This is a genomic window from Streptomyces sp. NPDC004667, from assembly GCF_040609475.1.
GTDB lineage: Bacteria > Actinomycetota > Actinomycetes > Streptomycetales > Streptomycetaceae > Streptomyces.
On sequence record NZ_JBEXKC010000004.1, the window covers coordinates 101,801 to 128,367 of the forward strand.

Sequence of the window (26,567 nt, forward strand, 5' to 3'; positions counted from 1 at the left end):
CCGAGCCGGCGGCCGGGCCGTCCCGGCGGCTACACCCGGTCGCCTCGGCGGAACCAGTCGCCGCCCGGGATCTCGGTGCCCGACGCGGCGAGGCGCCGGGCCAGCGGGGCCGCCGCCAGGTAGACCCAGGCGCGGACGCGGGTGCCGTCGGGGCGGACGGCCGCGCGGGCGACCCGGTCGTAGACGTTCCCGGGGCGGCCCGGGCCCGCGTACTCCTCCAGCAGGTCCAGCGCGGCCAGCAGTTCCCCGTACGCGCCCGGCACCGGGGTGATCAGCTCCCCGGTTATGGCGGAGCCCGGTCGCTCGACGGCGTACGGGTAGCCGGGCCCCTCGTAGAGCGCCGCGTCCGGCAGCCGGGCGGGCTCCTCGGCCGCCGTGCGGCCCCGCAGGAACAGCTCGTGGTTGACCTCTCCCGGCCGTAGCGTCCCGTACACGAAGAACGGCAGTACGCCGGATTCCGGCCGATCGACCGATGTCACAAGGCCCTCCCTCGACTGACACTGGGCAGTCCGCGCTCCGGGCCGAAGGTCCCGACCTGTGCGCGGACCACCACCGTACGCACCGCTGTTACACGATCTCCCGGCCCCCGTGACGGTCGCCGACTACGGTCGAAGCCGCCCCCTCCCCACCTCCGACGGTTCCCTCCCCATGACGCGATCACCCCGCCGCACCACGGCCGTCCTGCTGCTGTCCGCCACCGCGCTCGCCCTGGGCGGGTGCGCCGCACCCGGCGGACTGGCCGTCGGCGAGCCCGTGGCCCCCGTCTCCCTCCAGCCGCTGCCGCGGACGCTCTGGCCGGCCTGGGCCGAGGGCTCGCCCGCGGCCGCGGGTGTCGCGACGGGTACCCGGCAGCCGCCCCCGGCACCCCTGACGGGCGCGCCCGAGGTGGGTCCGGAGGGCCTCGCGGCGGTGAACGAGCTGGACGTCGTACGGGCGGACAAGCGGATGAAGCCGTTCCTGGCCAAGGGGAGGATCGACGCTCCGGGGCGGGCCGGGGTCCGCCCGGCCGTCCTACTCGACGTGACCGGCGACGGGAAGCAGGACCTCCTCATCGCCGCCGACACCGAGACCGGGCGGACCGCGCTGAGCGTCTACACCGCCCGGGGCGAGCGGATCGTCCCCATCCTGTTCACCGTCGGGCGGCGGATGGCCGTCGAGTCCCTGGGCCAGGACCTGCTGATCCGGATCGCCGCCGACGACGGATCCGAGCAGGCCGTGCGCTACCGCTGGGACGGCGAGCGGATGACGGTGGTCAGCGACGAGCGGCGCTTCAACAAGTCCGGCCCGAGCCGCGGCCCCGAGGCCCCCGGACCCTCGGAGCGCGCCGGCACGGACGGACGGGCCCCGCGGTGAGGGTCCTGCCGGCCCGCGGCCGGCGGCTGCTGCGGGCCGCGGGACTGCGCTGGAAGATCGCCGTGCTGCTGGCCGTCGGCTGCTCGCTGGCCGCGGCCACCATCGGCGTCCTGATCCACCAGGCGCGGGTGGGCCAGGTGGCCGACGCGGCCCGCAAGAGCGCCACCGAGCAGCTGATCCGCGTACGGCAGGTCTACGAACTGACCGGCCGGCTCGACTTCGACAAGGTCGGGGAGGCCCACGCCCGGATCGACTGCCCCGACATGCCGACGGCGCTGCGCGAGGCGGCCCTGGCCGGGCGCCGGACCACCTATCTCGACCTGTCCGGTCCGCACCCGGCCGTGTGGGCGGCGCGGCCGGTGGGCGGCGGCCGGGTGCTGTCGGTGCGGCAGGCGCTCACCGCCGAGCAGGCCGAACTGGCGGAGCTGGACGGGCAGCTGATCGCGTCCGGGACCGGGGTGGTGGCGCTCTCCGCGGTGGGCGGGGCGCTGCTGGCCAGTCGGCTCAGCAAGGACCTGCGGTCGGCCGCGGAGACGGCCCGGCGGATCAGCGCGGGCGACCTGGACGCGCGGATCGGGGCCTCGGGGGTCCCGGGGAGCCGCGACGAGGTCGCCGAGCTGTCCTCGGCGGTCGACACGATGGCGGCGAGCCTGCAGCGGCGACTGGAGGCGGAGCAGCGGTTCACGGCGGACGTGGCGCACGAACTGCGCACCCCGCTGACGGGTCTGCACACGGCGGCCGAGCTGCTGCCTCCCGGACGGCCGACGGAGCTGGTGCGCGACCGGGTGGGAGCGCTGCGGACGCTGACGGAGGACCTGCTGGAGGTGGCCCGGCTCGACGCGAACCGGGAGGAGGCGCAGCTGGAGGAGCACCGGCTGGGGCCGCTGGTCGCCTCGATCACGCGGCGCTCGGGCGTGAGCGCACGGCTGTCGGCCACGGAGGACGAGGAGGACACGAAGGACACGAGAGACACGAGAGACGCGAGAGACGCGACGGACGCGACGGGCACACAGGACACGGAGGACGGACGCGGCGGCGGCGCGCTGGTGCGGACGGACGCCCGGCGCCTGGAGCGGATCCTGACGAACCTGCTGCTCAACGCCCGCCGGCACGGAGCCGGGCCGATCACGGTGACGGTGTCCGGGGCCTCGGTGACCGTACGGGACCACGGGCCGGGCTTCCCCGAGAGCCTGCTGCGGGAGGGCCCGCAGCGGTTCAAGACGGGCGCGGCGGAGCGCGGCCAGGGCACGGGGCTCGGCCTGACCATCGCCTTCGGCCAGGCCCAGGTGATCGGCGCCGCCGTGACCCTGTCGAACCGGGACCCCTCGGGCGCGGCAGCCACGGTGACCCTTCCGCGGGTGTGAGGAAGGGGCTCGTCACCCGGACGGGGTGGGGGCACCCTGATGCCCTTCCAAGGGGTCTGACGTGCGCGGATCCCGTCCCGCGGGTCACCTGGCGGGAAATCTGACGATGCTTCAGCAGGCGCGCCCCGGACCGGCCGGTTTTCCTCGGAACACGACCCCGTGTCCCCAGGAGTACCCATGCGCCGCAGCACCGCCCACGTGCTCACCGCCACCGCGCTGACCGCCGTCGCCTTCGCCGGCCCGGTCGCCGGAGCGGTGGCCGCCGCGGACCTCGGCATGGCCGGATTCGCGCCCGGGGACTTCGCCGTGCTGGAGGTCTGGCCGAAGTCCGCCGTCCCGGGCGCCACGGTCACCGTGAACACCAAGGCCTGCGGCTCCGGCAGCCTCGCCGAGGGTGACGCCAGCACCGTCGGCGGAGGGCGCTTCAAGCTGGCCCCCGGCACGCACAAGGAAGTGGTCGAGGGACAGTTCCGGGTCGACCACGGCCTCCGGCCGGGCACCTACGGCATCGGCGCGACCTGCGCGAACGGCAAGTTCGCCACCGGCGACCTGGTGGTCACCGAGCACGGCCCGCAGGGCCACGTGCAGACCGGGGTGGGCGGTGGCACGACCACCACCACCGACCCCGCCAAGATCACGGCGGGAGCGGTCGCCCTGGCCGCGGCCGCCGTCGGCGGTACCTGGCTCCTGCGTCGCCGGGCGAGCGGCACGCGGAGCTGACGGGCGCCCACCGCGGCCCCGGCCGTGGTCCGACCGGTACCGCCCCCCGTCGCCCGCCCCGCGAGGTCCCCCCGTTCGCGGGGCCGGGCGACGGCCAGTCCTGCGAACGGCAGCCCACGGAACGGCACGAACGGCACGGCACGACGAGGGGGTTCGCATGCACGGCGGCTTCCGGCGCCCGCGCGGGCGCCCCGCGGCCGGCCCGGGCCCGACCGGACGGCGCGGTCCCGCCGGGCTGGTCGCGATCGCCGCCTGCATCGGCATCTGGCTCGTGACCAGCGGCTCCCGTGAGCCCGTCGGGCCCCCGCTGCCCTCCCCCGCCGAGGCGCTGAGCGCACAGGACCGCTACCCGGGGGCCATCGCCCCGCTCACCGGCTCCCCGCCCACCCGGATCCGGATCCCGTCCATCCGCGTCGACGCCCCGCTGACCGGACTCGGCCTCGACCAGGCCGGCGGTCTCGAAGTGCCCCCGCCGACCCGCCGCGACCTCGCGGGCTGGTACCGGGACGGGACCACTCCCGGCGCGACGGGCACGGCCCTCATCGCGGGACACGTCGACGACGCCAGCGGCCCGGCAGTCTTCTACCACCTGGGCGCGCTACGCCGGGGAGCCCTGATCGAGGTGGCCCGCGCGGACGGACGCACGGCCGTCTTCACGGTCCACGCGGTCGAGGTCTACGACGCCAAGGCGTTCCCGGACGCGCGCGTCTACGGCCCCTCGCCGCGCGCGGAGCTGCGGGTGATCACCTGCGGCGGCGGTTTCTCGCCGCGCACGGGCTACCAGGGCAACGTGGTGGTCTTCGCGCACCTCACCGGTACGTACTGACCTCCGCCGGTCATCCCCACTGTTCGAAGCCCAGCTTGATCACCAGCGCGCCCACCACCGTCAGCAGGACGCCGCGGACGAAACCGCTGCCCTTCTTGAGCGCCATCCCGGCGCCGATCATCCCCCCGGCCAGGTTGAAGGCCGCCATCAGCGCGGCCAGCTGCCACAGCACCATCCCCTGGTACGCGAACATCGCGAGCGCCCCGGCGTTGGTGCACACGTTGACGATCTTGGCGGTGGCGGAGGCGGTCACCAGGTCGAGGTGGAGCAGGGCGGTCAGGGCCAGCACCAGGAAGGTGCCGGTGCCGGGCCCGATCAGGCCGTCGTAGAAGCCGATGCCCAGGCCGGCCAGGCCGATCGCCAGCAGCACCCGTTGCCGGGAGACGGGCTCGGCGGAGGGGGCGGCGCCGAAACCGGGCTTGAAGATCACCACGGCGGCCACCACCACGAGCACCCCCATGATCAGCGGACGCAGCGCGTCCTTGCTGATCCCGCCCGCGAGGGCCGCGCCCCCCATCGATCCGGCGAGGGCGGCCAGACCGATCCGGACGGCGAGCTTCACGTCGACCGGGGCCTTGCGCGCGTAGGTGACGGCCGCTCCGGTGGTGCCGACGATGGCCACCGCCTTGTTGGTGCCGAGCACGGTGGCGGGGTGGGCGTGCGGCAGGCCGAGCAGCAGGGCGGGCAGGAGCAGCAGTCCGCCGCCGCCCACCACCGCGTCGATCCAGCCGGCGGCGGCTGCGGCCACGCACAGCACGATGATCATGGTGATTGATATGTCAGGCACGGACCCGACCCTAGGGACTGGTTCGATGCACGTTCCATCAATCCCGGGAAACTTGCGCAAAGGTTGAGCTTCGCCCGGCCGGCACCCGGTCCGGAGCCACCGGAGCAGCAGGTTCCACCCATGCCGTCAGCGCGGTCGCGACCAGTACGCCGGCCAGCCCCAGCCCGGCCGCGAGCCGCCGGGCGGGCGCTACCCGGACCAGCCCGGCCAACACGGCCGGCGGGACGGAGCCCCGGCGCGGCTTGCGGTGCCGGACGGCGGCGCGGGGGGCGGCGGCGGCCGGGTGGGACACGGGCACGGCAACGTGCAGGGGGTGGCGCATGGCGCGGGAAACCTCTCGGAAGCGGATCGGGAACGCGGCGGCGGAAAGCCGGGGGAAGCCGCGGGATGCGGGGGAAGCCGGGGGCGGAATCCCGGGGCGGGCAGCCGGGAGCCGTCCGCCGCCGGGTCAGAAGCTGAAGCACTCGCTGTGGACGCGCCCGGCCGGCACCCCGGCCCGCAACAGCGCGCGGCGCGTCGCCTCCGCCATCCCGGGCGGCCCGCACAGGTACACGTCGTGCTCCACCAGGTCCGGGACGAGCGCGGTCAGCGCCCTCGGAGCCAGGGGGTCGTAGGCGCCGTCGGACGGTCCGAGCAGGTAGTGCAGCCCGGCCCGCCGCCGGGCCGCGATGACCTCCAGCTCGTCCCGCAGCACGAGCTGCTCCTCGGCCCCGGCCCGGTAGAGCAGGGTGATGTCCCCCGGCCCGCCGGGCAGCGTCTCGAACAGGGCCCGCAGCGGGGTGATCCCGACCCCGCCCGCGATCAGCAGCACCTTGGACCGCGTCCGCCGGGCGGCGGTGAGCGCCCCGAACGGCCCCGTGGCGAGGACCCGCGTACCGGGGCGCAGCCGGCGGATCCGCCGCGAGTGCCCGCCGAGCCCCTTGACGGTGATCCGCAGGGTGGCGCCGCTGACCGGCGCGGACAACGAGAAGGGCAGCGCCGTGTACCAGAGCCCCCGCCGCAGGAACCGCCAGCGCAGGAACTGTCCCGGCTCGGCCCGCAGCTCCGCGAGGTCCCGCCCGTGCACGACGACGGAGACCACCCCGGGACCCTCCGCGCGCACCTCGGCGACGCGCAGCGCGTGCCGCAGGGCCTGCCGTACGGGCACGACGGCCCGGTACCAGACCAGCAGCACGCCGACGAGGGAGTGGGCCAGGGCCCAGAACCAGGCGGCCACCGCCAGATCGGGCCCGGCGAGCTGGTGCCCGAAGGCCAGGGCGGCGGCGAGGTACACGACCAGGTGCACCCCGCGCCAGGTTTCGTGCGCGAGGCGGCGGCGTACGGCGCGGGCGGAGGTCGCGCCGACCGCGGCCAGGAGAACGGTCCCGGCCGCGGCGGCCGCCAGCGCGGGGTAGCCGAGCAGCCCGCGGCCGGCGGAGAGCACGTCCGCCCCCTCGTGCACGGCGTAGCCGAGCAGGGCCAGGATCCCGTGCGCGAGGCAGAGGAGGAGCACGTGGCGGCCGCCCAGCGCGTGCCAGCGGGCGAGCCGGTCGCCGCCGACGCCGTGCTCCACGGCGGGCACCCGGGCCATCAGGAACAGCAGCACGAGGATCCCGTACCCGGCGAGCAGCCCGGTCAGGTGCGCGGCGGTGGCGAAGAGCGCGTCGAGCCGGGCCGAGGGCCGCACCTGGGCGGCCCAGAGCAGGACCACCAGCCCCGCGCCGCCCAGCATCCCGCCCTTGACCCGCACCGCCACATCTCGCATGGCGCCCACGCTAAGGGCCTCCGGAGCCCTCCCGGTGGTCTTTAAGGGCGCCTTGAGGAAGGCCTCACCGGCCCTTAATCCCGGCGCTGAGGTCGGCGTTCCGCCCGGGTAACAGGGGTGATGCGGCGGGGAAACAGCGGGCCCGCACGCTCGTGCCATGACCTCGCAACAGCGTGTGGCGGTGATCGGCGGCGGGCTCCCGGACGCCCCCGCCGCCCGGCTGGGTGGCGCCGCCCGGCGGGTCACCGGGGTCGAACTCGCCGACGGCCACCGCCTCGTCGGCGGGGTGCTGCCGGGCGGGCTCTGCGCCGTGGGCGCCCTCGCCCGCGGCCGGGAGGGCGACGCATCGCCGGACGACCTGTTCCACCTGCTCACCGACGACGGAGGCCACTGACATGACCGAGCCCCTGCCCGCGATCGTGCTGATCGGCCACGGCATGGTCGGCCAGCGCTACCTGGAGGCCCTCGCCGAACGCGGCGCCACCGCCACGCACCGGATCACCGTGCTCTGCGAGGAGCCCCGGCCCGCCTACGACCGCGTACACCTGACCTCGTACTTCTCCGGCAGCACCCCCGAGGACCTGTCCCTGGTCCCGGACGGGTTCATGGAGCGGCACGGCATCGCGCTGCACCTCGACGACCCCGCCGAGGGCATCGACCGGGACGCCCGTACCGTCACCTCCCGCTCCGGGCGCGTGTTCCCGTACGACGCCCTGGTCCTGGCGACCGGCAGCTTCCCCTTCGTGCCGCCCGTCCCCGGCAAGGACGCCCCGGGCTGCTTCGTGTACCGCACGATCGAGGACCTCCTCGCGATCGAGGAGTACGCCAGGACGCGCACCGCCGGCGCCGTCGTCGGCGGCGGCCTGCTCGGCCTGGAGGCGGCCGGGGCCCTCAAGGGCCTCGGACTCGCCACCCGCGTCGTGGAGTTCGCGCCCCGGCTGATGCCCGTCCAGGTGGACGAGGGCGGCGGCGCCGCCCTGCTGCGGACCGTCGAGTCCATGGGACTGACCGTGCACACCGGCGTCGGCACCCAGGAGGTGCTGACGGGCGAGGACGGCGCGGTCACCGGGATGCGCCTCTCGGACGGCTCCACCGTCGACACCGAGCTCGTCGTCTTCTCCGCCGGGGTCCGCCCCCGCGACGGGCTCGCCCGCGACTGCGGTCTGGACGTCGGCGAACGCGGCGGGATCGCGGTCGACTCCCGCTGCCGCACCTCCGACCCGCGGGTCTACGCCATCGGAGAATGCGCCCTGGCCTGCGACGGCCGGGTGTACGGCCTGGTCGCACCGGGCTACGAGATGGCCGAGACGGCCGCCGAGGACCTGCTCGGCCGCGAGCGGGAGTTCACCGGGGCCGACCTGTCCACCAAGCTGAAGCTGCTCGGCGTGGACGTGGCCTCCTTCGGCGACGCGCACGGAGCCTCGCCCGACAGCCTGGACGTGGTCTGGTCCGACGCGCGCAACGGCGTCTACAAGAAGCTGGTCGTCTCCCCGGACGGGGTCCTGCTCGGCGGGGTGCTGGTCGGCGACGCCGACGCGTACGGGCTGCTGCGCCCGCTCACCGGCAGCGTCCCGCCCGTCGCCCCGGAGCAGCTGGTGCTGCCCGCCGGGCTCGGCCCCGCGACCCGGCTGGGCCCGGCCTCGCTCCCGGACACCGCGGTGATCTGCTCCTGCCACAACGTCACCAAGAAGGCGATCACCGCCTGTGCGACCCTGCCCGAGGTCAAGAAGTGCACCAAGGCCGGCACGGGCTGCGGAGGCTGCCTGAAGGTGATCGGCCAACTGCTGCCGGCCGCCGCCGACAAGGGGCTGTGCGGCTGCTTCCCGTACACCCGCGCCGAGCTCTACGAGATCGTCCGCACCCGCCGCCTCACCTCGTACCGGAAGATCCTCGACGGTCACGGCCGCGAGGAGGCCCGGGGCGGCGAGGGCTGCGAGGTGTGCAAGCCGGCCGTCGGCTCGGTCATCGCCTCCCTCGCCCCCACCCTGGGGGCGAGCGGCTACGTCCTGGACGGGGAGCAGGCCGCCCTCCAGGACACCAACGACCACTTCCTCGCGAACCTGCAGCGCAACGGCTCTTACTCGGTCGTCCCGCGCATCCCCGGCGGGGAGATCACCCCCGACAGGCTGATCGTGATCGGCGAGGTGGCCCGCGACTTCGGCCTCTACACGAAGATCACCGGAGGCCAGCGCATCGACCTCTTCGGCGCGAGCGTGGACCAGCTCCCCCGCATCTGGGCGCGCCTGGTCGACGCCGGATTCGAATCCGGCCACGCCTACGGCAAGGCCCTGCGGACGGTGAAGTCCTGCGTGGGGCAGACCTGGTGCCGCTACGGGGTCCAGGACAGCGTCCGCATGGCCATCGACCTGGAGCTGCGCTACCGGGGCCTGCGCGCCCCGCACAAGCTGAAGTCGGCCGTCTCGGGCTGCACCCGCGAGTGCGCCGAGGCCCAGAGCAAGGACTTCGGGATCATCGCGACGGCGAACGGCTGGAACCTCTACGTCGGCGGCAACGGCGGGGCCGTCCCGCGCCACGCCGACCTCCTGGCCCAGGACCTGTCGGACGCCGAACTGGTCCGGCTCATCGACCGGTTCCTGATGTTCTACATCCGCACCGCGGACCGGCTGGAGCGCACGTCGACCTGGCTGGACCGGCTGGAGGGGGGCCTGGACCACCTGCGGGACGTGATCGTGCACGACTCGCTCGGACTGTGCGCGGAACTGGAGGCGCTGATGGCCGACCACGTCGCGCACTACCGCGACGAGTGGGCCGAGACCCTGCGGGACCCGGAGCGGATGCGCCGGTTCGTGTCCTTCGTCAACGCTCCCGGCACCCCCGACCCGACCGTGAAGTTCGTGCCCGAACGCGACCAGGTCAAGCCCGACCTGGCCGTCCTGACCGTGGGAGGTCCCGTCCGATGAGTGTGGAACTGCGGGTCGCGGAAGGCTGGCTGACGGTGTGCGAGCTGTCCTCGCTCATCCCGGGGCGGGGGGTCGCCGCCCTGCTGCCCGACGGGAGCCAGGCCGCCGTGTTCCTCGACCGCGCCGGGCGCCCGTACGCGATCGGCAACCAGGACCCCTTCACCGGCGCGCACGTCCTGTCGCGCGGACTCCTGGGCTGGGCGGCGGGCCGGCCGTTCGTGGCCTCGCCGCTGCTCAAGCAGCGTTTCGACCTGGAGTCGGGGCGCTGCCTGGACGACGAGGAGGTGGCGGTCCGGACGTACCCGGTGCGGACCGCCGCGGCCTCGTAGCGCGGGTCAGCCCTGGACGATCGAGGGGTCCATCCACATGATCTCCCAGGTGTGGCCGTCGAGGTCGTCGAAGGCCCGGCCGTACATGACGCCGTGGTCCTGGGCGGGCCGGGGCTCGGTGGCCCCGGCCGCCAGGGCCCCGTCCACCAGCGCGTCGACCGCGGTGCGGCTCTCGGCGCTCAGGCAGAGCAGCACCTCGGAGGTGGTGGTGGCGTCGGCGATGGCCTTGTGGGTGAAGTCCTTGTAGCGGGCCTCGGTGAGGAACATCGCGACGATGCTCTCGGTGATGGGCATGGACGCGCAGTTCTCGTCGGTGAACTGCGCGTTGAAGGAGTAACCGAGCTTGCCCCAGAACGCCTTGGTGGCCTCCAGGTCGCTGACGGGCAGGTTGACGAAGATCATGGTGGCCATCTCGGTGTCCCTCTTCTCTCGTGTGGTGCTTTCGAGAGGTAGACCGCGGGCCTCCGGAGAACTCATCGCTCCGCGGGAAACTTTTTCGAAGTTTCTTTGCAGCGCCACGAAACCGCAGGTCAGAGGCGTGTGCACCGGTTCAGGACACCACGGCTCCCCCCTTGAGGAGGGCCGCGCCCAGGGGGGTGACGGTGTGCAGGACGGCGTTGCCGTGGCGCAGGGTGGTCACCAGGCCGGCTTCTCGCATCACGCAGGCGTGCTGGCTCGCCGACGCCAGGGAGACCCCGGCCCGACGGGCCAGTTCGCTGGTGGTCGCCCCGTCGCCGATGGCCCGCAGCACCACGGAGCGGGTGTGGCCCACCAGCTTGCCCAGGGTCCGCTGACGCTGTTCCTCCGCGGGTCGGGCGGCCTCGCCGCCGGCCGTCGAGGAGGCCAGCTGGGCCGCGGCCGGGTAGACGAGCACGGGCGGCAGCTCCGGGTCGTGCAGGGTCACCGCGGTGCGCCGGCAGAAGAAGGAGGGCTGGAGCAGCAGCCCGCGCCCCCGCAGCCGTACGTCCCGGTCCACCGGGTACTCGCACTCCAGCACCGGGGCCCGCCAGCGCAGCATCGGCGGCAGCGAGGCGAGCAGCTCGTCCGCGCCGCCGTCCAGCAGCGCCCGGCCGCGCGCCGCGCGCTCCGCCTCGATCTGGGCCTGGATGTGGGTCCAGTACGGCTCCACGGCCGCGCGGTGGTAGCCCCGCAGCTCGCCCAGGAGCCGGGGCAGGTGCTTGGTGCCGCCGTCGATGAACTCCCGCAACCGGGCCGGCGTAGGGGTCCCGAAGGCCGCCCCGAAGCCCGTCCCGGCGCCCGCGCCCACGAGGGACAGCTCGCGCCGCAGCCGTTCGGGCCGGAGCCCGCGCAGGGCGTCGAGGCCCACGTCCCATCCGTACTGCCCCTCGGCGGGGGTCAGGAAATCCGGGAAATAGCCGCGCGCGGGTATGAGCGCACCCAGCAGCCTTGTTTCACCATTCAACCGGCTACGGGTTTCCGTACGCCATTCACCGAACAACCGGACATCGCGCCGGTCTCTTAAGCGGTGAAAACTCAGAATCGTTTCCCACAACGCATCGGGACGTCCTGCCATCCGTACGCGTGCCAGGTCCACTCCAGTGAAATGGATACGAAGCACCGAACCCCCAGCTGTGCAACCGCAATCCCCCCGCCCTATGAGTATGCATGCCGTCACACGTGGTCACCACGCCCTTTCGGCCACAGTTGAAACCCCTTTCGGCAGGGGCGTGACAAGCGAAATCCTGTACTCCGCCAGGCACACTCCGGTGCGACCGAAACGCTCCGTGAAGGCCGTGGGGGGCTTTGCGGGGCCTGGCGGTCGGTCGCACAGGGAAGCGCCGACGTGCCTGGCAGATAGGCGGCAGGCGGTGGACGGGTGGGGATCCGTCCACCGCCTGGCGCCGTAAAGACTTCGTTGAATATGCGGCGATACCCGGCTCCGCCGCCGCCTTCGAAATGAAGGCGCGCCCGCCCCCGGAGGTCAGGCCACCGGGGGCGGGCGCGGTCAGGGGGGAGCGGCAGAGGCCGCTCCCGGCGGGGCTCAGCGGCTGTCGGAGCCCTTCGCCTCGGCGGCGGCGCGGCCGGCCTCCAGGCGCGCCACCGGGATCCGGAAGGGCGAGCAGGAGACGTAGTCGAGGCCCACCTCGTGGAAGAAGTGCACCGACTCCGGGTCGCCGCCGTGCTCACCGCAGACGCCGAGCTTGAGGTCGGGGCGGGTGGCCCGGCCCTGCTGGACCGCGTGGCGCACGAGCGAGCCGACGCCGTCCCTGTCGATGGTCTCGAAGGGCGAGACCCCGAAGATGCCCTTCTCCAGGTACGCGGTGAAGAAGCTGGCCTCGACGTCGTCGCGGGAGAAGCCCCACACCGTCTGGGTCAGGTCGTTCGTACCGAAGGAGAAGAACTGCGCGGCCTCGGCGATCTGGCCGGCGGTCAGGGCTGCGCGCGGCAGCTCGATCATCGTGCCGATCGACAGCTTGAGGCTGGTGCCGGTGGCGGCCTCGACCTCGGCGATGACCCCGTCGGCCTCGTCGCGGACGATCTCCAGCTCCTGGACGGTGCCCACGAGCGGGATCATGATCTCTACGCGCGGGTCGCCCTTGGCGTTCTTGCGCTCGGCCGCGGCCTCGGCGATCGCCCGGACCTGCATGGCGAACAGACCGGGGATGACCAGGCCGAGGCGGACGCCGCGCAGACCCAGCATCGGGTTCTGCTCGTGCAGCTTGTGCACGGCCTGGAGCAGGCGCAGGTCGTTCTCGTTGGCGTCCTTGCGGGACTCGGCGAGGGCGACGCGGACCGACAGCTCGGTGATGTCGGGCAGGAACTCGTGCAGCGGCGGGTCGAGCAGCCGGACGGTGACGGGCAGTCCGTCCATCGCCTCGAACAGCTCGGTGAAGTCCTTCTTCTGCAGCGGCAGCAGGGCCGACAGGGCGCCCTCGCGCTCCTCGTCGGTGTCCGCGAGGATCAGGCGCTCGACCATCTCGCGGCGCTCGCCGAGGAACATGTGCTCGGTGCGGCACAGGCCGATGCCCTGGGCGCCGAAGCGGCGGGCGCGCAGCGCGTCCTCCGCGTTGTCGGCGTTGGCGCGCACCCGCAGGCGGCGCACGCGGTCCGCGTAGGCCATGATCCGGTGCACGGCGGCGACCAGCTCGTCGGCGTCGTCGGCGCCGGCGTGCATGCGGCCCTCGAAGTACTCCACGACCGGGGACGGTACGACGGGTACCTCACCGAGGTAGACCTTGCCGGTGGAGCCGTCGATGGAGACGACGTCGCCCTCTTCGATGACCGTCTCGCCGACCGTCATGCGGCGGCGCTTGGTGTCGACGTCGAGCTCCTCGGCGCCGCAGACGCAGGTCTTGCCCATGCCGCGGGCGACGACGGCGGCGTGCGAGGTCTTGCCGCCGCGCGAGGTCAGGATGCCCTCGGAGGCGATCATGCCGTCGAGGTCGTCGGGGTTGGTCTCGCGGCGGATCAGGATGACCTTCTCGCCGGAACGGGACCACTTGACGGCCGTGTACGAGTCGAAGACGGCCTTGCCGACCGCCGCGCCCGGGGAGGCGGCGATGCCGCGGCCCAGCAGGGTGGTCTTCGCGCTCTCATCGAAGCGCGGGAACATCAGCTGGGCCAGCTGGTGGCCGCTGACGCGCTGGAGCGCCTCGGCCTCGTCGATCAGGCCCTGGTCCACGAGCTGCGTGGCGATGCGGAAGGCGGCACCGGCGGTGCGCTTGCCGACCCGGGTCTGGAGCATCCACAGCTGACCGCGCTCGATGGTGAACTCGATGTCGCAGAGGTCCTTGTAGTGGGTCTCCAGCTTCGTCATGATTGCCATGAGCTGGTCGTACGAGGCCTTGTCGATGGCCTCCAGGTCCGCGAGCGGGACGGTGTTGCGGATGCCCGCGACGACGTCCTCGCCCTGGGCGTTCTGCAGGTAGTCGCCGTAGACGCCCGCGTGGCCGCTGGCCGGGTCACGGGTGAAGGCGACGCCGGTGCCGGAGTCGGGGCCGAGGTTGCCGAAGACCATCGAGCAGATGTTGACCGCGGTGCCCAGGTCGCTCGGGATGCGCTCCTGGCGGCGGTAGAGCTTGGCGCGGTCGGTGTTCCAGGAGTTGAAGACGGCCTCGACGGCGAGGTCGAGCTGCTCGCGGGCGTCCTGCGGGAACTCGCGGCCGGCCTCCTTCGAGACGATCTTCTTGAAGGCCTTGACCAGCTTCTTGAGGTCGGCGGCGTCGAGGTCGGTGTCGACGGTGACCTTCTTGGCGGCCTTGGCCTCGTCGAGGGCGTCCTCGAAGAGCTCGCCCTCGACGCCGAGGACGGTCTTGCCGAACATCTGGATAAGACGGCGGTACGAGTCCCACGCGAAGCGCTCGTTGTCGGCCTGGGCGGCGAGGCCGACCACGGACTCGTCCGAGAGGCCGATGTTGAGGACCGTGTCCATCATGCCCGGCATGGAGAACTTGGCTCCGGAGCGGACGGAGACCAGCAGCGGGTCGTCCGACTGACCGAGCTTCTTGCCCATCTTCGCTTCGAGGGCGGCGAGGTGCGCGCCGACCTCGTCGCGCAGCTCGGCCGGGGCCGAGCCGCTCTCCAGGTAGACCTTGCAGGCCTCGGTGGTGATGGTGAAGCCGGGGGGCACGGGGAGACCAAGGTTGGTCATCTCGGCGAGGTTGGCTCCCTTGCCGCCGAGAAGGTCCTTGAGGTCCCGGTTGCCCTCGGTGAAGTCGTAGACGAACTTCTGATCTTTGTTTTCCGACACGGGTCTCGACTCCTCGAGGACTCGGGTGGCTGCCCTGACGGCCAGGAACATACCCAGATCGAAGGCTTCTGGGTACGTCCACTTGGCCGTCATGCGGCTGTAACCACCCGTGCGCCACCAGATCGAAAGTAACTCACGGGTAAGGAAAACCCCGTCACCGCGTTCAGAACCCGAAGGGAGAGGGGGGCTTTGAGGCCTGATCACGCTCGGATGAGCGATCATCGATACATTTGCGTTCAAGACTTGAACGCACAAAGGGTGGCACCCAGTGCCACCCTTTGAAAGTCTTACCCGTGACTTATGTGCTCATCTGAGCGAAACCCCTCCCATGCGTGGCGTATATCACGCCGCACGGAGGGCGATTTGTCAGCCTCCGGAGGTGTCCAGCTCGGCGTCCTCGCTCACGCCGGCGCAGTCGTACGGATCGTTCAACCAGCCCTCGGGCAGGACAACCCGGTTGTTTCCGGACGTCCGGCCGCGCGGACCGTCCGCGCTCTCGGGCCACGGCTGATCCAGATCGAGCTCGCTCAGATGAGCGTCCAGTTCGGCCAGGGAGGACGTGACCGCCAGCTTCCCCCGCATCTCGGACCCCACCGCGAAGCCCTTGAGGTACCAGGCCACGTGCTTACGGAAGTCGATCACCCCGCGCGCCTCGTCGCCGATCCACTCCCCCAGCAGCTGCGCGTGCCGGACCATCGTGGCCGCGACCTCGCGCAGCACGGGCTTGTGGAAGTCCTCGGGCCTGCCCTCGAAGGCCGCCACCAGGTCGTTGAACAGCCACGGCCGCCCGAGGCAGCCGCGCCCCACCACCACGCCGTCGCAGCCGGTCTCGCGGACCATGCGCAGGGCGTCCTCCGCACACCAGATGTCGCCGTTGCCGAGCACCGGGATCTCCGGCACGTGCTCCTTGAGGCGCGCGATGGCCTCCCAGTCGGCCGTCCCGCCGTAGTGCTGGGCGGTGGTGCGGCCGTGCAGGGCGATGGCGGTGACCCCCTCCTCGACGGCGATCCGGCCGGCGTCGAGGTAGGTGAGGTGGTCGTCGTTGATGCCCTTGCGCATCTTCATCGTCACCGGCAGGTCGCCCGCGCCCGCGACGGCCTCGCGCAGGATCGCGCGCAGCAGGTTGCGCTTGTAGGGCAGGGCCGAGCCGCCGCCCTTGCGGGTGACCTTGGGGACCGGGCAGCCGAAGTTGAGGTCGATGTGGTCGGCGCGGTCCTCTTCGACGATCATCCGGACGGCCTTGCCGACCGTCACCGGGTCCACCCCGTACAGCTGAATCGAGCGCGGTTTTTCCGTCGCGTCGAAGTGGATCAGCTGCATGGTCTTCTCGTTGCGCTCGACCAGGGCGCGGGTCGTGATCATCTCGCTCACGAACAGCCCCTTGCCGCCCGAGAACTCGCGACAGAGGGTGCGGAACGGGGCATTGGTGATGCCGGCCATCGGCGCGAGCACCACCGGGGGCTGCACGGTGTGCGGGCCGATCGCGAGCGGCGGGGGGAGCGTGGTCATCCCCCCATTGTCGCGCATGCCCCTGTTGTTAGTTAGACGTACTATCGGCGGCATGCATCACATGAGTCATCGGCGGCGCGTGCTCGTCCTGGCGATCTGCTGCATGAGCCTGCTCATCGTCAGTCTCGACAACACCGTCCTGAACGTCGCGCTCCCTTCGATGCGCCACGAACTGCACGCCTCGGTCTCGGGCATGCAGTGGACGATCGACGCGTACACCCTGGTCCTGGCCTCGCTGCTGATACTGGCCGGGTCCACGGCCGACCGGATCGGGCGCCGCAAGGTCTTCGCGGCGGGCCTGGTGCTCTTCACCGCGGGCTCGGCGCTCTGCTCGCTCGCCCCCACCCTCGAATGGCTGATCGCCTTCCGGATGGTCCAGGCCGTCGGCGGCTCGATGCTCAATCCGGTCGCCATGTCGATCATCACCAACACGTTCACGGACCCGAAGGAACGCGCCCGCGCCATCGGCGTCTGGGGCGCGGTGGTGGGCATCTCCATGGCCGCCGGGCCCCTGATCGGCGGCCTGCTGGTGGACTCCGTCGGCTGGCGGTCGATCTTCTGGGTGAACCTGCCCGTCGGGCTCTTCGCCCTCGCCCTGACCCTGCGCTACCTCCCCGAGTCCCGGGCCGAGCACCCCCGCCGGTCCGATCCGGTGGGCCAGCTGCTGGTCATGGTCCTGCTCGGCGCGATGACGTACGGGATCATCGAGGGCCCGGCGGCCGGCTGGACCTCCCCGGTCATCGTCGGCTGCGCCCTGGCCACCGTGGCGGCGCTGATCGCGCTGATCGTCTACGAGCCCCGGCGCGCGGAGCCGCTGATCGACCCCCGGTTCTTCCGGAGCGCTCCGTTCAGCGGCGCGACGGTGATGGCGGTGAGCGCCTTCGCCGCGCTGTCCGGGTTCCTCTTCCTGAACACCCTCTACCTCCAGGACGTACGGGGGCTGGGCGCCCTCGACGCCGGGCTCTACATGCTGCCGATGGCCGTGCCGGCGTTCCTGTGCGCGCCGCTGGCCGGCCGGCTGGTCGCCACCCGGGGGCCGCGGCTCCCGCTGCTGATCGCGGGGGTGGCGATGGGGGCGAGCGGGCTGCTGTTCGCGATGTTCTCGGCGGAGGGCTCCACCCCGCTGATGTTCGCCGGGTACGTGCTCTTCGGCATCGGCTTCGGCCTGGTCAACGCCCCGATCACCAATACGGCGATCTCCGGGATGCCGCGCGCCCAGGCGGGGGTCGCGGCCGCCGTGGCCTCCACCAGCCGGCAGACCGGCGGGGCGCTGGGCGTCGCGGTGATCGGCGCGGTGCTGGCGGCCGGGACGGCGGGCGGCGGGGACTTCGCGGCGGCCACCCGGCCCGCCTGGTGGATCATCACGGCCTGCGGGCTGCTGGTCCTGCTGGTGGGCGCGGCGACGACCGGCGCCTGGGCCGACGCGACGGCCCGGCGCACGGCCCGCGAGCTCGAACCGGCCCTCAGCCCGGCGGCGGCCGCCGCTCCCCCCGTGGCCTGACGGGCCACAGGACCGGAGCGGGACCGCGGCCGCTTCATGCCGACGGGTGACAGATATTGAAATCTGTCACCCGTCATGCCATGGTTGTTCCATGACGACACACGAGAACACCACCGCCACCCCCCGCACGCTCGGCGCCACGGGCCCCACCGTCTTCCCCCTGGGACTGGGCTGCATGGGCATGTCCGCCCTCTACGGCGAGGCCGACCGCTCCGAGTCCCTCGCGACCGTCCACGCCTTCCTGGAGGCGGCCCCCGCCGGGATGAACACGCTGCTCGACACCGGCGACTTCTACGGCATGGGCCACAACGAGCTGCTGATCAACGAAGCCCTGCGCACCGCCCCCGCGGCCGCCCGCGAGGCGGCGCTGACCAGCGTCAAGTTCGGAGCCCTGCGCACCGTCGAGGGCGGCTTCGCCGGGTACGACGGCCGGCCCGCGGCCGTGAAGAACTTCCTGGCCTACTCCCTGCAGCGGCTCGGCCGGGACCACATCGACATCTACCGGATCGCCCGCGTCGACCCGGACGTCCCGATCGAGGAGACCGTCGGGGCCATCGCCGAGGCCGTGCAGGCGGGGCACGTGCGGCACATCGGCCTCTCCGAGGTCGGCGCCGACACCCTGCGCCGGGCCGCCGCCGTGGCCCCGATCTCCGACCTCCAGATCGAGTACTCCCTGATCTCCCGCGGCATCGAGGAGGAGATCCTGCCGACCGCCAGAGAGCTCGGCATCGGGGTCACGGCGTACGGGGTGCTCTCCCGCGGCCTGATCAGCGGCCACTTCTCCCGCGACCGCGAGCTGGCCCCGGGCGACTTCCGCGGGATGAGCCCCCGCTTCCAGGGCGAGAACCTCCAGCGCAACCTCGATCTGGTCGAGGCACTGCGCAAGGTGGCCGCGGAGAAGGGCGTGAGCGTCGCCCAGACCGCCATCGCCTGGGTGCTCGCCCAGGGCCCGCTCCAGGGCGTCGACATCGTGCCGCTGGTCGGGGCCCGGCGCCGGGACCGGCTGGCCGAGGCACTCGGTGCCATGCGGGTGGAGCTGACCCCGGCGGACCTCGCGGCCATCGAAGCGGCGGTCCCGGCGGGAGCGGCGGCCGGCGACCGCTACCCGGCAGCCCAGATGGCCCACCTGGACAGCGAACACTGAGCGGGCGGTACGGTCGTACCCATGCCCTCCGCTGCCGCCGAGCCCCTGACCCCCGAGCGCATCCTCGAAACGACCGAGGAGGTGCTGCGGCGCTTCGGCCCGGGCAAGGCGACCGTGGTGGACGTGGCCCGCGCCCTGGGCGTCAGCCACGGCAGCGTGTACCGGCACTTCCCGTCGAAGGCGGCACTGCGCGAGGCCGTCACGGACCGCTGGCTCGCCAAGAGCGTGGTCGCACTGGAGCGCATCGCCTCGGCTCCGGCCGAGGCGGCCCCCTCCAAGCTGGAGGCATGGCTCGGAGCGCTCTTCGAGGCCAAGCGGCAGAAGGCCGGGGCGGATCCCGAGCTGTTCGCCACCTACACCGTGCTGCTCGCCGAGAACAGCGGGGTGGTCGACACCCACCTGACCCAGCTCATCGACCAGCTGGCGCGGATCATCGCCGAGGGCGTCGCGGCCGGGACCCTGGCCGCGCCCGACGTCCCCGCGGCCGCCCGCGCCGTCTTCGACGCCACCGGGCGCTTCCACGATCCGCAGTACGCGGCCGACTGGATCTCGCCGACGATCGTGCCCGAGTTCGAGGCTGTCACCTCGCTCATCATCCGGGGTCTGCGCGCCTGACCTGGGACTGTGCCATCCGGGATGAGCCCCACTATCCGGAATGAGACCCTCCGGACAGCTTGGTGATCATTTGGCGTCAGTCCGCTTGTACATGCCCCCGCCATGTCTTTACGGTCCCCTTACCGCACACTTCACCAGGTACGTTCCAGGGGGAACCTTGTCCACCGACGTCTCACGCCCCGCACCTCCCGCGCGCTCGGGCGCGGCCGCCGCCGCCAGCTGGATCCTGACGATCGCTCTCAACGTGGTCGCACCGATCCTCACCTACAACACACTCACCGACGACCACGGCTGGAGCGAGTTCGCGGCTCTGCTCGTCAGTGGCGCCTGGCCGGTTCTCGACACCGCCATCGTCGTGGCCTGGCGGCGCAAGTTCGACGAATTCGCCCTGATCACCCTGGTATTCCTGGTGATCACGGCCGTCGTCTCGCTCGTCGGCGCCCACTCGGCGCGGGCACTGCTGATCAAGGACTCGGGCGTGACGGGCCTGTTCGGGCTGCTCTGCCTGGTGACCCTGGCCACGGCGCGCCCGCTGATGTTCTACTTCGGCCGCAAGTTCGCCACGGACGGCACCCCGGAGAGCACCGCCTGGTGGAACGGCCTGTGGCAGTACGAGGGTTTCCGCACCACGATGCGCCGCATGACCCTGGTCTGGGGCGTGGCCTACGTCACCGAGGCCCTGGTCCGGGTCGCCCTGGCCTTCGTCCTGAGCACCTCGACCATGGTGACGATCAGCCCGTTCATGATCTACGGGACCCTGGGCGGCCTGGCGCTGTGGACGGCCCGCTACGGCAAGCGCTCCCAGGCCGAGGGCGAGCGCCGTGCCGCCGAGGCGGCGGCCGAGGCCGGGGCCGGGGCGACGGCCGTGCGGACGGCCGGAGGGAGCCCCGCGGCCTGACCCGCCGCGCGGGAGCACACGAAAGCCGGTGGCCCGGTGCGCGGATCGCGCACCGGGCCACCGGCTTTCTCGCGTCGGGACCTAGCAGCCGAGCAGGCGGCTGCCGAGGTAGCTCTGGATCTGGTCCAGGGAGACGCGCTCCTGCTTCATGGTGTCGCGCTCGCGCACGGTCACCGCGTTGTCGTCCAGGGTGTCGAAGTCGACGGTGACGCAGAACGGCGTACCGATCTCGTCCTGGCGACGGTAGCGGCGGCCGATGGCACCGGCGTCGTCGAACTCGATGTTCCAGTTCTTGCGCAGGTCGGCGGCCAGGCCCTTGGCCTTCGGCGACAGCTGCGGGTTGCGGGACAGCGGCAGGACGGCGACCTTGATGGGCGCCAGGCGCGGGTCGAGGCGCATGACGGTGCGCTTCTCCATGACGCCCTTGGCGTTGGGGGCCTCGTCCTCGTTGTACGCGTCGAGCATGAAGGCGAGCATGGCGCGGTTCACACCGGCCGCCGGCTCGATGACGTACGGCGTGTAACGCTCGCCGGCCTCCTGGTCGAAGTACGTCAGGTCCTGGCCGGAGGCGGCGGAGTGCGCCTTGAGGTCGAAGTCGGTGCGGTTGGCCACGCCCTCCAGCTCGGAGAACTCGTTGCCACCGAAGTTGAAGCGGTACTCGATGTCGGCGGTGCGCTTCGAGTAGTGGGAGAGCTTCTCCTTCGGGTGGTCGTACCAGCGGATGTTCTCCTCGCGGATGCCGAGGTCGCGGTACCAGTTCCACCGCTCCTGCATCCAGTACTCCTGCCACTGCTCGTCCTCGCCCGGCTTGACGAAGAACTCCATCTCCATCTGCTCGAACTCGCGCGTGCGGAAGATGAAGTTGCCCGGCGTGATCTCGTTGCGGAAGGACTTGCCCATCTGCGCGATGCCGAACGGGGGCTTCTTGCGCGAAGTCGTCTGCACGTGGGCGAAGTTGGTGAAGATGCCCTGGGCGGTCTCCGGGCGCAGGTACGCCTTGGAGCCGGTGTCCTGGGTCGGGCCGAGGTGGGTCTCCAGCATGCCGGAGAACTGCTTGGGCTCGGTGAACTGGCCCTTCACACCGCAGTTGGGGCAGTTGATGTCGGCAAGGCCGTTGGCGGGCAGGCGGCCGTGCTTGGCCTCGTACGCCTCTTCCAGGTGGTCGGCACGCTGGCGCTTGTGGCAGGAGGTGCACTCGGTGAGCGGGTCCGAGAAGGTCGCGACGTGGCCGGAGGCCACCCACACCTCGGGGGCCAGGATCACGGAAGAGTCGAGGCCGACGACGTCCTCACGCCCGGTGACCATGGCCTTCCACCACTGGCGCTTGATGTTCTCCTTGAGCTCGACACCGAGCGGGCCGTAGTCCCAGGCAGCCCTGGAGCCGCCGTAGATGTCACTGCACGGGAAAACGAAGCCACGGCGCTTGCTCAGGCTGACGATGGTTTCGATCTTGTCGGCGGCCACGGTGCTCTCTTCATTACGAGGACGAACGGCGAAGTCTTTAGGTTACCGGCGCCCGCACCCCGCCTATCAAATCGGGGACCCCTTCTACGGACGACGACAGTCCGCTCACCTGGGTTTTTGACAATCGTTTCCATCTTTGATGAAAATGGATGTCATGAACGTACGACGCCTCATACCCACCGCCGCCCTCACCGGTGCCGTCGCCCTGGCCGCGACGGCCCTCACCGCCTGCTCCGGAGGCAACTCCGAGACCGGTGACGCCAAGGGCGGCAGACTGGGTGTGACGGCGTCGTTCTACCCGCTGCAGTTCCTCGCCGAGCAGATCGGCCAGGACCACGTGAAGGTCACGGGCCTCACCAAGCCGGGCGTCGAACCGCACGACCTGGAGATCACCCCCCGGCAGACCTCGCAGCTGGGCGACGCCGACGTGGTGCTCTACCTCAAGACCCTCCAGCCCGCCGTGGACAAGGCCATCGAGCTGTCCGGCGTGAAGAACGTCGTCGACGCCGCCACCCTCACCAAGCTGGAGACCCACTCCGCCGCCGGGCACGAGGGCCACGACCACGACCACGATCACGACCACGCGGCCGAGGGCGACGGGCACGACCACGGCGAGGCCGGCACCGACCCCCACGTGTGGCTGGACCCCGTCAAGTACGCGGAGATCGCCAAGGGCGTCGGCGCCGCGCTGGAGAAGGCCGACCCCTCCCACGCGGCCGACTACCGCAAGAACGCCGCCGAACTCGTCGCCAAGCTGGGCGCCCTGGACACCGAGTTCAAGGACGGCCTGCAGAACACGGCCACCAAGACCTTCATCACCACGCACTCCGCCTTCGGCTACCTCGCCGAGCGCTACGGCCTGGACCAGGAGGGCATCGCCGGCGTCGACCCCGAGGCCGAGCCCAGCCCGGCCCGGATGAAGGAACTCCAGGACGTCGCGAAGAAGGACAATGTGACGACCGTGTTCTTCGAGGCCCTGGCCAGCGACAAGACGGCCAAGGCCCTCGCCCGGGACACCGGCCTCAAGACCGATGTCCTGGACCCCCTCGAAGGCATCACCGACTCGTCCCAGGGCGCCGACTACTTCGAGGTCATGCGCTCCAACCTGAAGAACCTCCAGAAGGCACTCGGGAGCAAGTAATGGCAGTAACGGAGGCGCGCACCATGCAGTCCACTCGGCAAGACGACCCGGACCGGACCGTCATATCCCTGCGCGGGGCCACGGCCTCGCTCGGCTCGCGCCCCGTGCTGCGCGGGGTCGACCTCACCGTGCGCCGCGGTGAGGTCGTCGCCCTGCTCGGCGCCAACGGCTCCGGCAAGTCCACGGCCGTCCGCGCCGTCGTCGGCCAGGTCCCCCTGACCGCCGGCGAGCTGTCCCTCTTCGGCACCGACCTCAAGCGCTTCCGCCAGTGGTCGCGGATCGGCTACGTCCCCCAGCGCACCACCGCCGCCGGAGGCGTGCCCGCCACCGTCCGCGAGGTCGTCACCTCCGGCCGGCTGACCCGCACCCGCTTCGGGATGCTGCGCAAGGCCGACAAGGCCGCCGTCGAGCACGCCCTGTCCCTGGTGGACATGGAGGGCCACGCCGACGCCTCGGTCAACGCCCTCTCCGGCGGCCAGCACCAGCGCGTGCTCATAGCCAGGGCGCTCGCCGCCGAACCCGAACTCCTGATCATGGACGAGCCGATGGCCGGCGTGGACCTGGGCAACCAGGAGGTCCTGGCCAAGGCCGTACGCCGGCAGGTCGAGGCCGGGACCACCGTCCTGCTGGTCCTGCACGAGCTGGGCCCCCTGGAACCCCTGATCGACCGGGCGGTCGTACTGCGCGACGGCTGCGTCACGCACGACGGCCCGCCCCCCGAGGCCGTGGGGCAGCACGCCCTGCCGGGCCACGACCACGTACACCCCCACTCGGCGCACGACGCCGAACCCCTGCGGACGGGACTGCTGAGCTGATGGGCTTCCTCAACGACCCCTTCATGGTGCGCGCGCTGATCGCCGCCGCGCTGGTCGGCGTGACGGCGCCGGCGATCGGCACGTACCTGGTCCAGCGCCGCCAGGCGATCATGGGCGACGGTCTCGGCCACGTCGCGATGACCGGTGTCGCGCTCGGCCTGGTCACCAACACCAGCCCGGTGTGGATGGCCACCCTCGTGGCCGTCGTCGGCGCCGTCGCGATGGAGATGATCCGTTCCCGCGGCAGGACCAGCGGGGACGTCGCCCTGTCGCTGCTGTTCTACGGCGGCCTCGCGGGCGGCGTGATGATCGTGAACCTCGGCGGCAGCTCCACCTCCAAGCTCCTGGGCCCCATGTTCGGCTCGATCACCGCCGTCGCGCCCGAGGACGTCACCGCGATGGCGCTGCTCGCCGCCTTCGTCCTCGCCGTGGCCCTCGGCCTGCGCCGTCAGCTCTTCGCCGTCTGCCAGGACGAGGAGTTCGCCAAGGTCACGGGCCTGCCGGTGCGCCTGCTGAACCTGCTGATCGCGGTCACCGCCGCCGTCACCGTCACCGTCGCCATGCGCATCGTGGGACTGCTGCTGGTCAGCGCCATGATGGTGATCCCGGTCGCGGCCGCGCAGCGGATCACCCGGGGCTTCGCCGCCACGCTGGGGCTGGCCATCGGCATCAGCGTCACCGTGTCCCTGGTCGGCACGACCGCCACGTACTACCTCAACGCGCCGTCCGGCGCCGCGATCGTGCTGCTCGCCATCGCGGTGTTCATGGCCCTGACGGCCGTCTCGGCGCCCCTGGCCCGGCGCCGCGCGGCGTCCGCCCGCGCGGCGGAGGAGGTCTGTACGCGGAATGACGTGACAGTCTGAGAGGGACGGCCGCCTGGCACAATGGGCCGAGGCCGAAACGAGGAGGAACCGGTGGCGACTGCGCCTGGCGAGACGAATACCGCGCCAGTACGAGGACGGTCCACCCGGCAGCGGGCCGCAGTGGCGGCGGCGCTGGACGAGGTGGACGAGTTCCGCAGCGCCCAGGAGCTGCACGACATGCTCAAGCACCGCGGCGACTCCGTGGGCCTGACCACCGTGTACCGCACCCTGCAGTCCCTGGCCGACGCGGGCGAGGTCGACGTGCTGCGCACCAGCGACGGCGAATCCGTGTACCGGCGCTGCTCCACCGGCGAGCACCACCACCACCTGGTCTGCCGCAAGTGCGGCAAGGCGGTGGAGGTCGAGGGCCCCGCCGTCGAGAAGTGGGCGGACGCCATCGCGGCCGAACACGGCTACGTGAACGTGGCCCACACCGTCGAGATCTTCGGCACCTGCGCCGACTGCGCGGCGGCCGGCCAGTCGCGGTCCTAGCCCAAACGGGTCAGGTTCCGGTCGAAGAACGATCGGATCCGGTCGAGATCCTCGGGGGTCAGGGCGCAGCGCTTCGGCACCCAGCCCAGGTCCCCGTTGCGGAACACGAAGACGAACAGGCCCCCGGTCTCGGCCCAGCCCGTGTACTCGTCCCACCCGTAGGCCACCGCCGTCCCGTCGGGGCGGTGGTTCTGCGTGCCGAGCTCGGTGACCACCATCTTGTACTCGGGGTACTCGGCGGCCCAGCGGTACATCCGGCGCGCCGCGCGCCACCGCTCCAGCCAGAGGCAGAGGGTGCCGAGCGCCATCCCCAGCCCGAGGGTGGAGGCCAGGGCGGCCGGGTCCACCGCCCAGCCGTGCCGGGCCGTGATCAGCGGCAGCGGCGCCAGCGGGAGCACCACCAGCCACAGCAGCAGCTGCCTGCGGCCTCCGGGCGCCTTCAGGGCGCGCCAGCGCAGCAGTTCCCACACGTCGCGGCGGGTCGTGTCGTAGTAGAGCTCCGCCGCCCGTTCGGTCATGTCCATGGCGGCGGAGCCTAACGGAGGGGTCAGCTCGCGGAGCCCTCGGCCTGGTTCGGGACGGCGCCGCCGAAGCGGCGGTCGCGCTGGGCGTACTCCAGGCAGGCCGCCCAGAGGTTGCGGCGGTCGAAGTCCGGCCACAGCACGTCCTGGAAGACCATCTCGGCGTACGCGCTCTGCCAGAGCAGGTAGTTGGAGGTGCGCTGCTCGCCGCTGGGACGCAGGAACAGGTCCACGTCCGGCATGTCCGGGTAGTAGATGTACTTCGCGAAGGTCTTCTCGTTGACCTTCGACGGGTCCAGCCGGCCGGCGGCCACGTCACGGGCGATCGCCTGCGCCGCGTCGGCGATCTCCGCGCGGCCGCCGTAGTTCACGCAGAAGTACAGGGTCATCGCGTCGTTGTCGACGGTCTGCTCCTGGGCGATCTGGAGCTCCTGGACAACGGACTTCCACATCTTCGGCATGCGGCCGACCCAGCGGATCCGGATGCCGAGCTCGTTCATCTCGTCGCGGCGGCGGCGGATGACGTCGCGGTTGAAGTTCATCAGGAAGCGGACCTCGTCGGGCGAGCGCTTCCAGTTCTCCGTCGAGAAGGCGTACAGGGACAGGTTCTTGACGCCCATCTCCAGGCAGCCCTTGAGCACGTCGAGCACGACGCCCTCGCCCACCTTGTGGCCCTCGGTGCGCGGCAGGCCGCGCTCCTTGGCCCAGCGGCCGTTGCCGTCCATGACGACGGCGACGTGGTTCGGGACCAGCTCGCCGGGGATCTTCGGCGGACGCGCACCGGACGGGTGCGGCTCGGGAACCTTGTACTCGCGGCGAGAGCGCCCCAGAATCCCGCGTCGTGCCATG

Annotated in this window: 24 protein-coding genes and 1 pseudogene; 15 read left to right on the forward strand and 10 right to left on the reverse strand. The window is 72.0% G+C overall.

The genetic code is table 11. The features are described 5' to 3' along the window. Positions 1-29: 29 nt before the first annotated feature. Positions 30-479, reverse strand: a complete 450-nt coding sequence (locus ABZW32_RS03740) for a gamma-glutamylcyclotransferase family protein (RefSeq protein WP_356210689.1) — start codon at positions 477-479, stop codon at positions 30-32. Positions 480-648: 169 nt separating this feature from the next. On the opposite strand from ABZW32_RS03740, the gene ABZW32_RS03745 reads away from it, so the two are divergent. The 4 genes from ABZW32_RS03745 to ABZW32_RS03760 all read left to right on the forward strand — a co-directional run bounded on the left by ABZW32_RS03745 (position 649) and on the right by ABZW32_RS03760 (position 4,263). Beyond that, a complete protein-coding gene (locus tag ABZW32_RS03745) occupies positions 649-1,353 on the forward strand; it encodes a hypothetical protein (protein ID WP_356210691.1) in 705 nt (234 codons plus the stop codon). Further along, positions 1,350-2,717 carry a HAMP domain-containing sensor histidine kinase gene (locus tag ABZW32_RS03750; protein WP_356210692.1) on the forward strand — a complete coding sequence of 456 codons (1,368 nt, stop codon included), beginning with the start codon at positions 1,350-1,352 and terminating at the stop codon, positions 2,715-2,717. The genes ABZW32_RS03745 and ABZW32_RS03750 overlap by 4 nt, the downstream gene beginning before the upstream one ends. Before the next feature lie 177 nt (positions 2,718-2,894). Then, on the forward strand, positions 2,895-3,437 hold the full coding sequence (locus tag ABZW32_RS03755) for a hypothetical protein (protein WP_356210694.1): 543 nt from the start codon (positions 2,895-2,897) through the stop codon (positions 3,435-3,437). 157 nt (positions 3,438-3,594) lie between these two features. Beyond that, positions 3,595-4,263 carry a class F sortase gene (locus ABZW32_RS03760; protein ID WP_356210697.1) on the forward strand — a complete coding sequence of 223 codons (669 nt, stop codon included), beginning with the start codon at positions 3,595-3,597 and terminating at the stop codon, positions 4,261-4,263. Between the two features lie 10 nt (positions 4,264-4,273). Here the strand turns inward: ABZW32_RS03760 and ABZW32_RS03765 are convergent, their stop codons facing one another. Both ABZW32_RS03765 and ABZW32_RS03770 read right to left on the reverse strand, forming a co-directional pair. Then, entirely contained in the window at positions 4,274-5,050 is a 777-nt protein-coding gene (locus ABZW32_RS03765) for a TSUP family transporter (protein WP_356210699.1), read from the reverse strand. 448 nt (positions 5,051-5,498) lie between these two features. Then, a complete protein-coding gene (locus tag ABZW32_RS03770) occupies positions 5,499-6,794 on the reverse strand; it encodes a ferredoxin reductase family protein (protein WP_356210701.1) in 1,296 nt (431 codons plus the stop codon). Positions 6,795-7,059: 265 nt separating this feature from the next. On the opposite strand from ABZW32_RS03770, the pseudogene ABZW32_RS03775 reads away from it, so the two are divergent. From ABZW32_RS03775 to nirD, 3 genes and pseudogenes are all read left to right on the forward strand, one after another. Then, positions 7,060-7,188, forward strand: a pseudogene (locus ABZW32_RS03775) (NAD(P)/FAD-dependent oxidoreductase); the annotation flags it as partial. A 1-nt stretch (position 7,189) separates the two neighbouring features. After that, positions 7,190-9,715, forward strand: a complete 2,526-nt coding sequence (gene nirB, locus ABZW32_RS03780) for a nitrite reductase large subunit NirB (RefSeq protein ID WP_356210703.1) — start codon at positions 7,190-7,192, stop codon at positions 9,713-9,715. After that, entirely contained in the window at positions 9,712-10,044 is a 333-nt protein-coding gene (nirD, locus tag ABZW32_RS03785; protein ID WP_356210705.1) for a nitrite reductase small subunit NirD, read from the forward strand. The genes nirB and nirD overlap by 4 nt, the downstream gene beginning before the upstream one ends. 6 nt (positions 10,045-10,050) lie before the next feature. Here nirD and ABZW32_RS03790 read toward each other — a convergent pair whose 3' ends face one another. The 4 genes from ABZW32_RS03790 to dusB form a co-directional block, all read right to left on the reverse strand. Beyond that, positions 10,051-10,455, reverse strand: coding sequence for a VOC family protein (locus ABZW32_RS03790; RefSeq protein WP_356210707.1), 405 nt, complete (start codon positions 10,453-10,455; stop codon positions 10,051-10,053). Positions 10,456-10,594: 139 nt separating this feature from the next. Further along, positions 10,595-11,623, reverse strand: coding sequence for a winged helix-turn-helix domain-containing protein (locus ABZW32_RS03795; protein ID WP_356210710.1), 1,029 nt, complete (start codon positions 11,621-11,623; stop codon positions 10,595-10,597). 423 nt (positions 11,624-12,046) lie between these two features. Beyond that, the gene (ppdK, locus tag ABZW32_RS03800) at positions 12,047-14,755 is read right to left on the reverse strand and encodes a pyruvate, phosphate dikinase (protein ID WP_356210713.1); all 2,709 of its coding nucleotides are present in this window, start codon (positions 14,753-14,755) and stop codon (positions 12,047-12,049) included. A gap of 366 nt (positions 14,756-15,121) precedes the next feature. After that, positions 15,122-16,264, reverse strand: coding sequence for a tRNA dihydrouridine synthase DusB (gene dusB / locus ABZW32_RS03805; protein WP_356210715.1), 1,143 nt, complete (start codon positions 16,262-16,264; stop codon positions 15,122-15,124). Between the two features lie 52 nt (positions 16,265-16,316). Here dusB and ABZW32_RS03810 point away from each other — a divergent pair, with 52 nt between their 5' ends. From ABZW32_RS03810 to ABZW32_RS03825, 4 genes are all read left to right on the forward strand, one after another. Further along, positions 16,317-17,765 (forward strand): MFS transporter, encoded by a 1,449-nt coding sequence (locus tag ABZW32_RS03810; protein WP_356210718.1) that lies wholly within the window; start codon positions 16,317-16,319, stop codon positions 17,763-17,765. A gap of 91 nt (positions 17,766-17,856) precedes the next feature. After that, complete coding sequence (locus tag ABZW32_RS03815; RefSeq protein WP_356210720.1) at positions 17,857-18,909, forward strand: aldo/keto reductase; 1,053 nt, start codon at positions 17,857-17,859, stop codon at positions 18,907-18,909. Positions 18,910-18,930: 21 nt separating this feature from the next. Then, positions 18,931-19,524, forward strand: coding sequence for a TetR family transcriptional regulator (locus tag ABZW32_RS03820; protein ID WP_356210722.1), 594 nt, complete (start codon positions 18,931-18,933; stop codon positions 19,522-19,524). A 157-nt stretch (positions 19,525-19,681) separates the two neighbouring features. Then, positions 19,682-20,422 carry a VC0807 family protein gene (locus ABZW32_RS03825; protein ID WP_356210725.1) on the forward strand — a complete coding sequence of 247 codons (741 nt, stop codon included), beginning with the start codon at positions 19,682-19,684 and terminating at the stop codon, positions 20,420-20,422. An 81-nt stretch (positions 20,423-20,503) separates the two neighbouring features. Here ABZW32_RS03825 and ABZW32_RS03830 read toward each other — a convergent pair whose 3' ends face one another. Beyond that, positions 20,504-21,886: a glycine--tRNA ligase gene (locus ABZW32_RS03830; protein WP_356210728.1), complete on the reverse strand. Its 1,383-nt coding sequence runs from the start codon at positions 21,884-21,886 to the stop codon at positions 20,504-20,506. Between the two features lie 154 nt (positions 21,887-22,040). Here ABZW32_RS03830 and ABZW32_RS03835 point away from each other — a divergent pair, with 154 nt between their 5' ends. From ABZW32_RS03835 to ABZW32_RS03850, 4 genes are read left to right on the forward strand one after another with little or no spacing between them, the layout of a single operon-like run. Beyond that, positions 22,041-23,027, forward strand: coding sequence for a metal ABC transporter substrate-binding protein (locus ABZW32_RS03835; protein ID WP_356210730.1), 987 nt, complete (start codon positions 22,041-22,043; stop codon positions 23,025-23,027). Positions 23,028-23,050: 23 nt separating this feature from the next. Continuing rightward, complete coding sequence (locus tag ABZW32_RS03840) at positions 23,051-23,842, forward strand: metal ABC transporter ATP-binding protein (protein WP_356210733.1); 792 nt, start codon at positions 23,051-23,053, stop codon at positions 23,840-23,842. Next, positions 23,842-24,705, forward strand: coding sequence for a metal ABC transporter permease (locus ABZW32_RS03845; protein WP_356210735.1), 864 nt, complete (start codon positions 23,842-23,844; stop codon positions 24,703-24,705). The genes ABZW32_RS03840 and ABZW32_RS03845 overlap by 1 nt, the downstream gene beginning before the upstream one ends. A gap of 51 nt (positions 24,706-24,756) precedes the next feature. Next, entirely contained in the window at positions 24,757-25,197 is a 441-nt protein-coding gene (locus ABZW32_RS03850; RefSeq protein WP_356210737.1) for a transcriptional repressor, read from the forward strand. Here the strand turns inward: ABZW32_RS03850 and ABZW32_RS03855 are convergent. Together ABZW32_RS03855 and ABZW32_RS03860 are read right to left on the reverse strand one after the other, a co-directional pair. Continuing rightward, on the reverse strand, positions 25,194-25,721 hold the full coding sequence (locus tag ABZW32_RS03855; RefSeq protein ID WP_356210739.1) for a YcxB family protein: 528 nt from the start codon (positions 25,719-25,721) through the stop codon (positions 25,194-25,196). The genes ABZW32_RS03850 and ABZW32_RS03855 overlap by 4 nt on opposite strands. A 23-nt stretch (positions 25,722-25,744) precedes the next feature. Beyond that, positions 25,745-26,566, reverse strand: coding sequence for an isoprenyl transferase (locus ABZW32_RS03860; RefSeq protein ID WP_356210742.1), 822 nt, complete (start codon positions 26,564-26,566; stop codon positions 25,745-25,747). Position 26,567 lies beyond the last annotated feature (1 nt).

What these genes read in the sequence shown, in the direction of transcription:
- dusB (WP_356210715.1), bottom strand. Translation starts at nt 16,264, where the DNA reads ATGACCACGCTCCCCCCGCCGCTCGCGATCGGCCCGCACACCGTGCAG.
- ABZW32_RS03770 (WP_356210701.1), bottom strand. Translation starts at nt 6,794, where the DNA reads ATGCGAGATGTGGCGGTGCGGGTCAAGGGCGGGATGCTGGGCGGCGCG.
- ABZW32_RS03790 (WP_356210707.1), bottom strand. Translation starts at nt 10,455, where the DNA reads ATGGCCACCATGATCTTCGTCAACCTGCCCGTCAGCGACCTGGAGGCC.
- ABZW32_RS03815 (WP_356210720.1), top strand. Translation starts at nt 17,857, where the DNA reads ATGACGACACACGAGAACACCACCGCCACCCCCCGCACGCTCGGCGCC.
- ABZW32_RS03855 (WP_356210739.1), bottom strand. Translation starts at nt 25,721, where the DNA reads ATGGACATGACCGAACGGGCGGCGGAGCTCTACTACGACACGACCCGC.
- ABZW32_RS03820 (WP_356210722.1), top strand. Translation starts at nt 18,931, where the DNA reads ATGCCCTCCGCTGCCGCCGAGCCCCTGACCCCCGAGCGCATCCTCGAA.
- ABZW32_RS03745 (WP_356210691.1), top strand. Translation starts at nt 649, where the DNA reads ATGACGCGATCACCCCGCCGCACCACGGCCGTCCTGCTGCTGTCCGCC.
- ABZW32_RS03860 (WP_356210742.1), bottom strand. Translation starts at nt 26,566, where the DNA reads ATGGCACGACGCGGGATTCTGGGGCGCTCTCGCCGCGAGTACAAGGTT.
- ABZW32_RS03755 (WP_356210694.1), top strand. Translation starts at nt 2,895, where the DNA reads ATGCGCCGCAGCACCGCCCACGTGCTCACCGCCACCGCGCTGACCGCC.
- ABZW32_RS03835 (WP_356210730.1), top strand. Translation starts at nt 22,041, where the DNA reads ATGAACGTACGACGCCTCATACCCACCGCCGCCCTCACCGGTGCCGTC.
- ABZW32_RS03840 (WP_356210733.1), top strand. Translation starts at nt 23,051, where the DNA reads ATGCAGTCCACTCGGCAAGACGACCCGGACCGGACCGTCATATCCCTG.
- nirD (WP_356210705.1), top strand. Translation starts at nt 9,712, where the DNA reads ATGAGTGTGGAACTGCGGGTCGCGGAAGGCTGGCTGACGGTGTGCGAG.
- nirB (WP_356210703.1), top strand. Translation starts at nt 7,190, where the DNA reads ATGACCGAGCCCCTGCCCGCGATCGTGCTGATCGGCCACGGCATGGTC.
- ABZW32_RS03845 (WP_356210735.1), top strand. Translation starts at nt 23,842, where the DNA reads ATGGGCTTCCTCAACGACCCCTTCATGGTGCGCGCGCTGATCGCCGCC.
- ABZW32_RS03760 (WP_356210697.1), top strand. Translation starts at nt 3,595, where the DNA reads ATGCACGGCGGCTTCCGGCGCCCGCGCGGGCGCCCCGCGGCCGGCCCG.
- ABZW32_RS03810 (WP_356210718.1), top strand. Translation starts at nt 16,317, where the DNA reads ATGCATCACATGAGTCATCGGCGGCGCGTGCTCGTCCTGGCGATCTGC.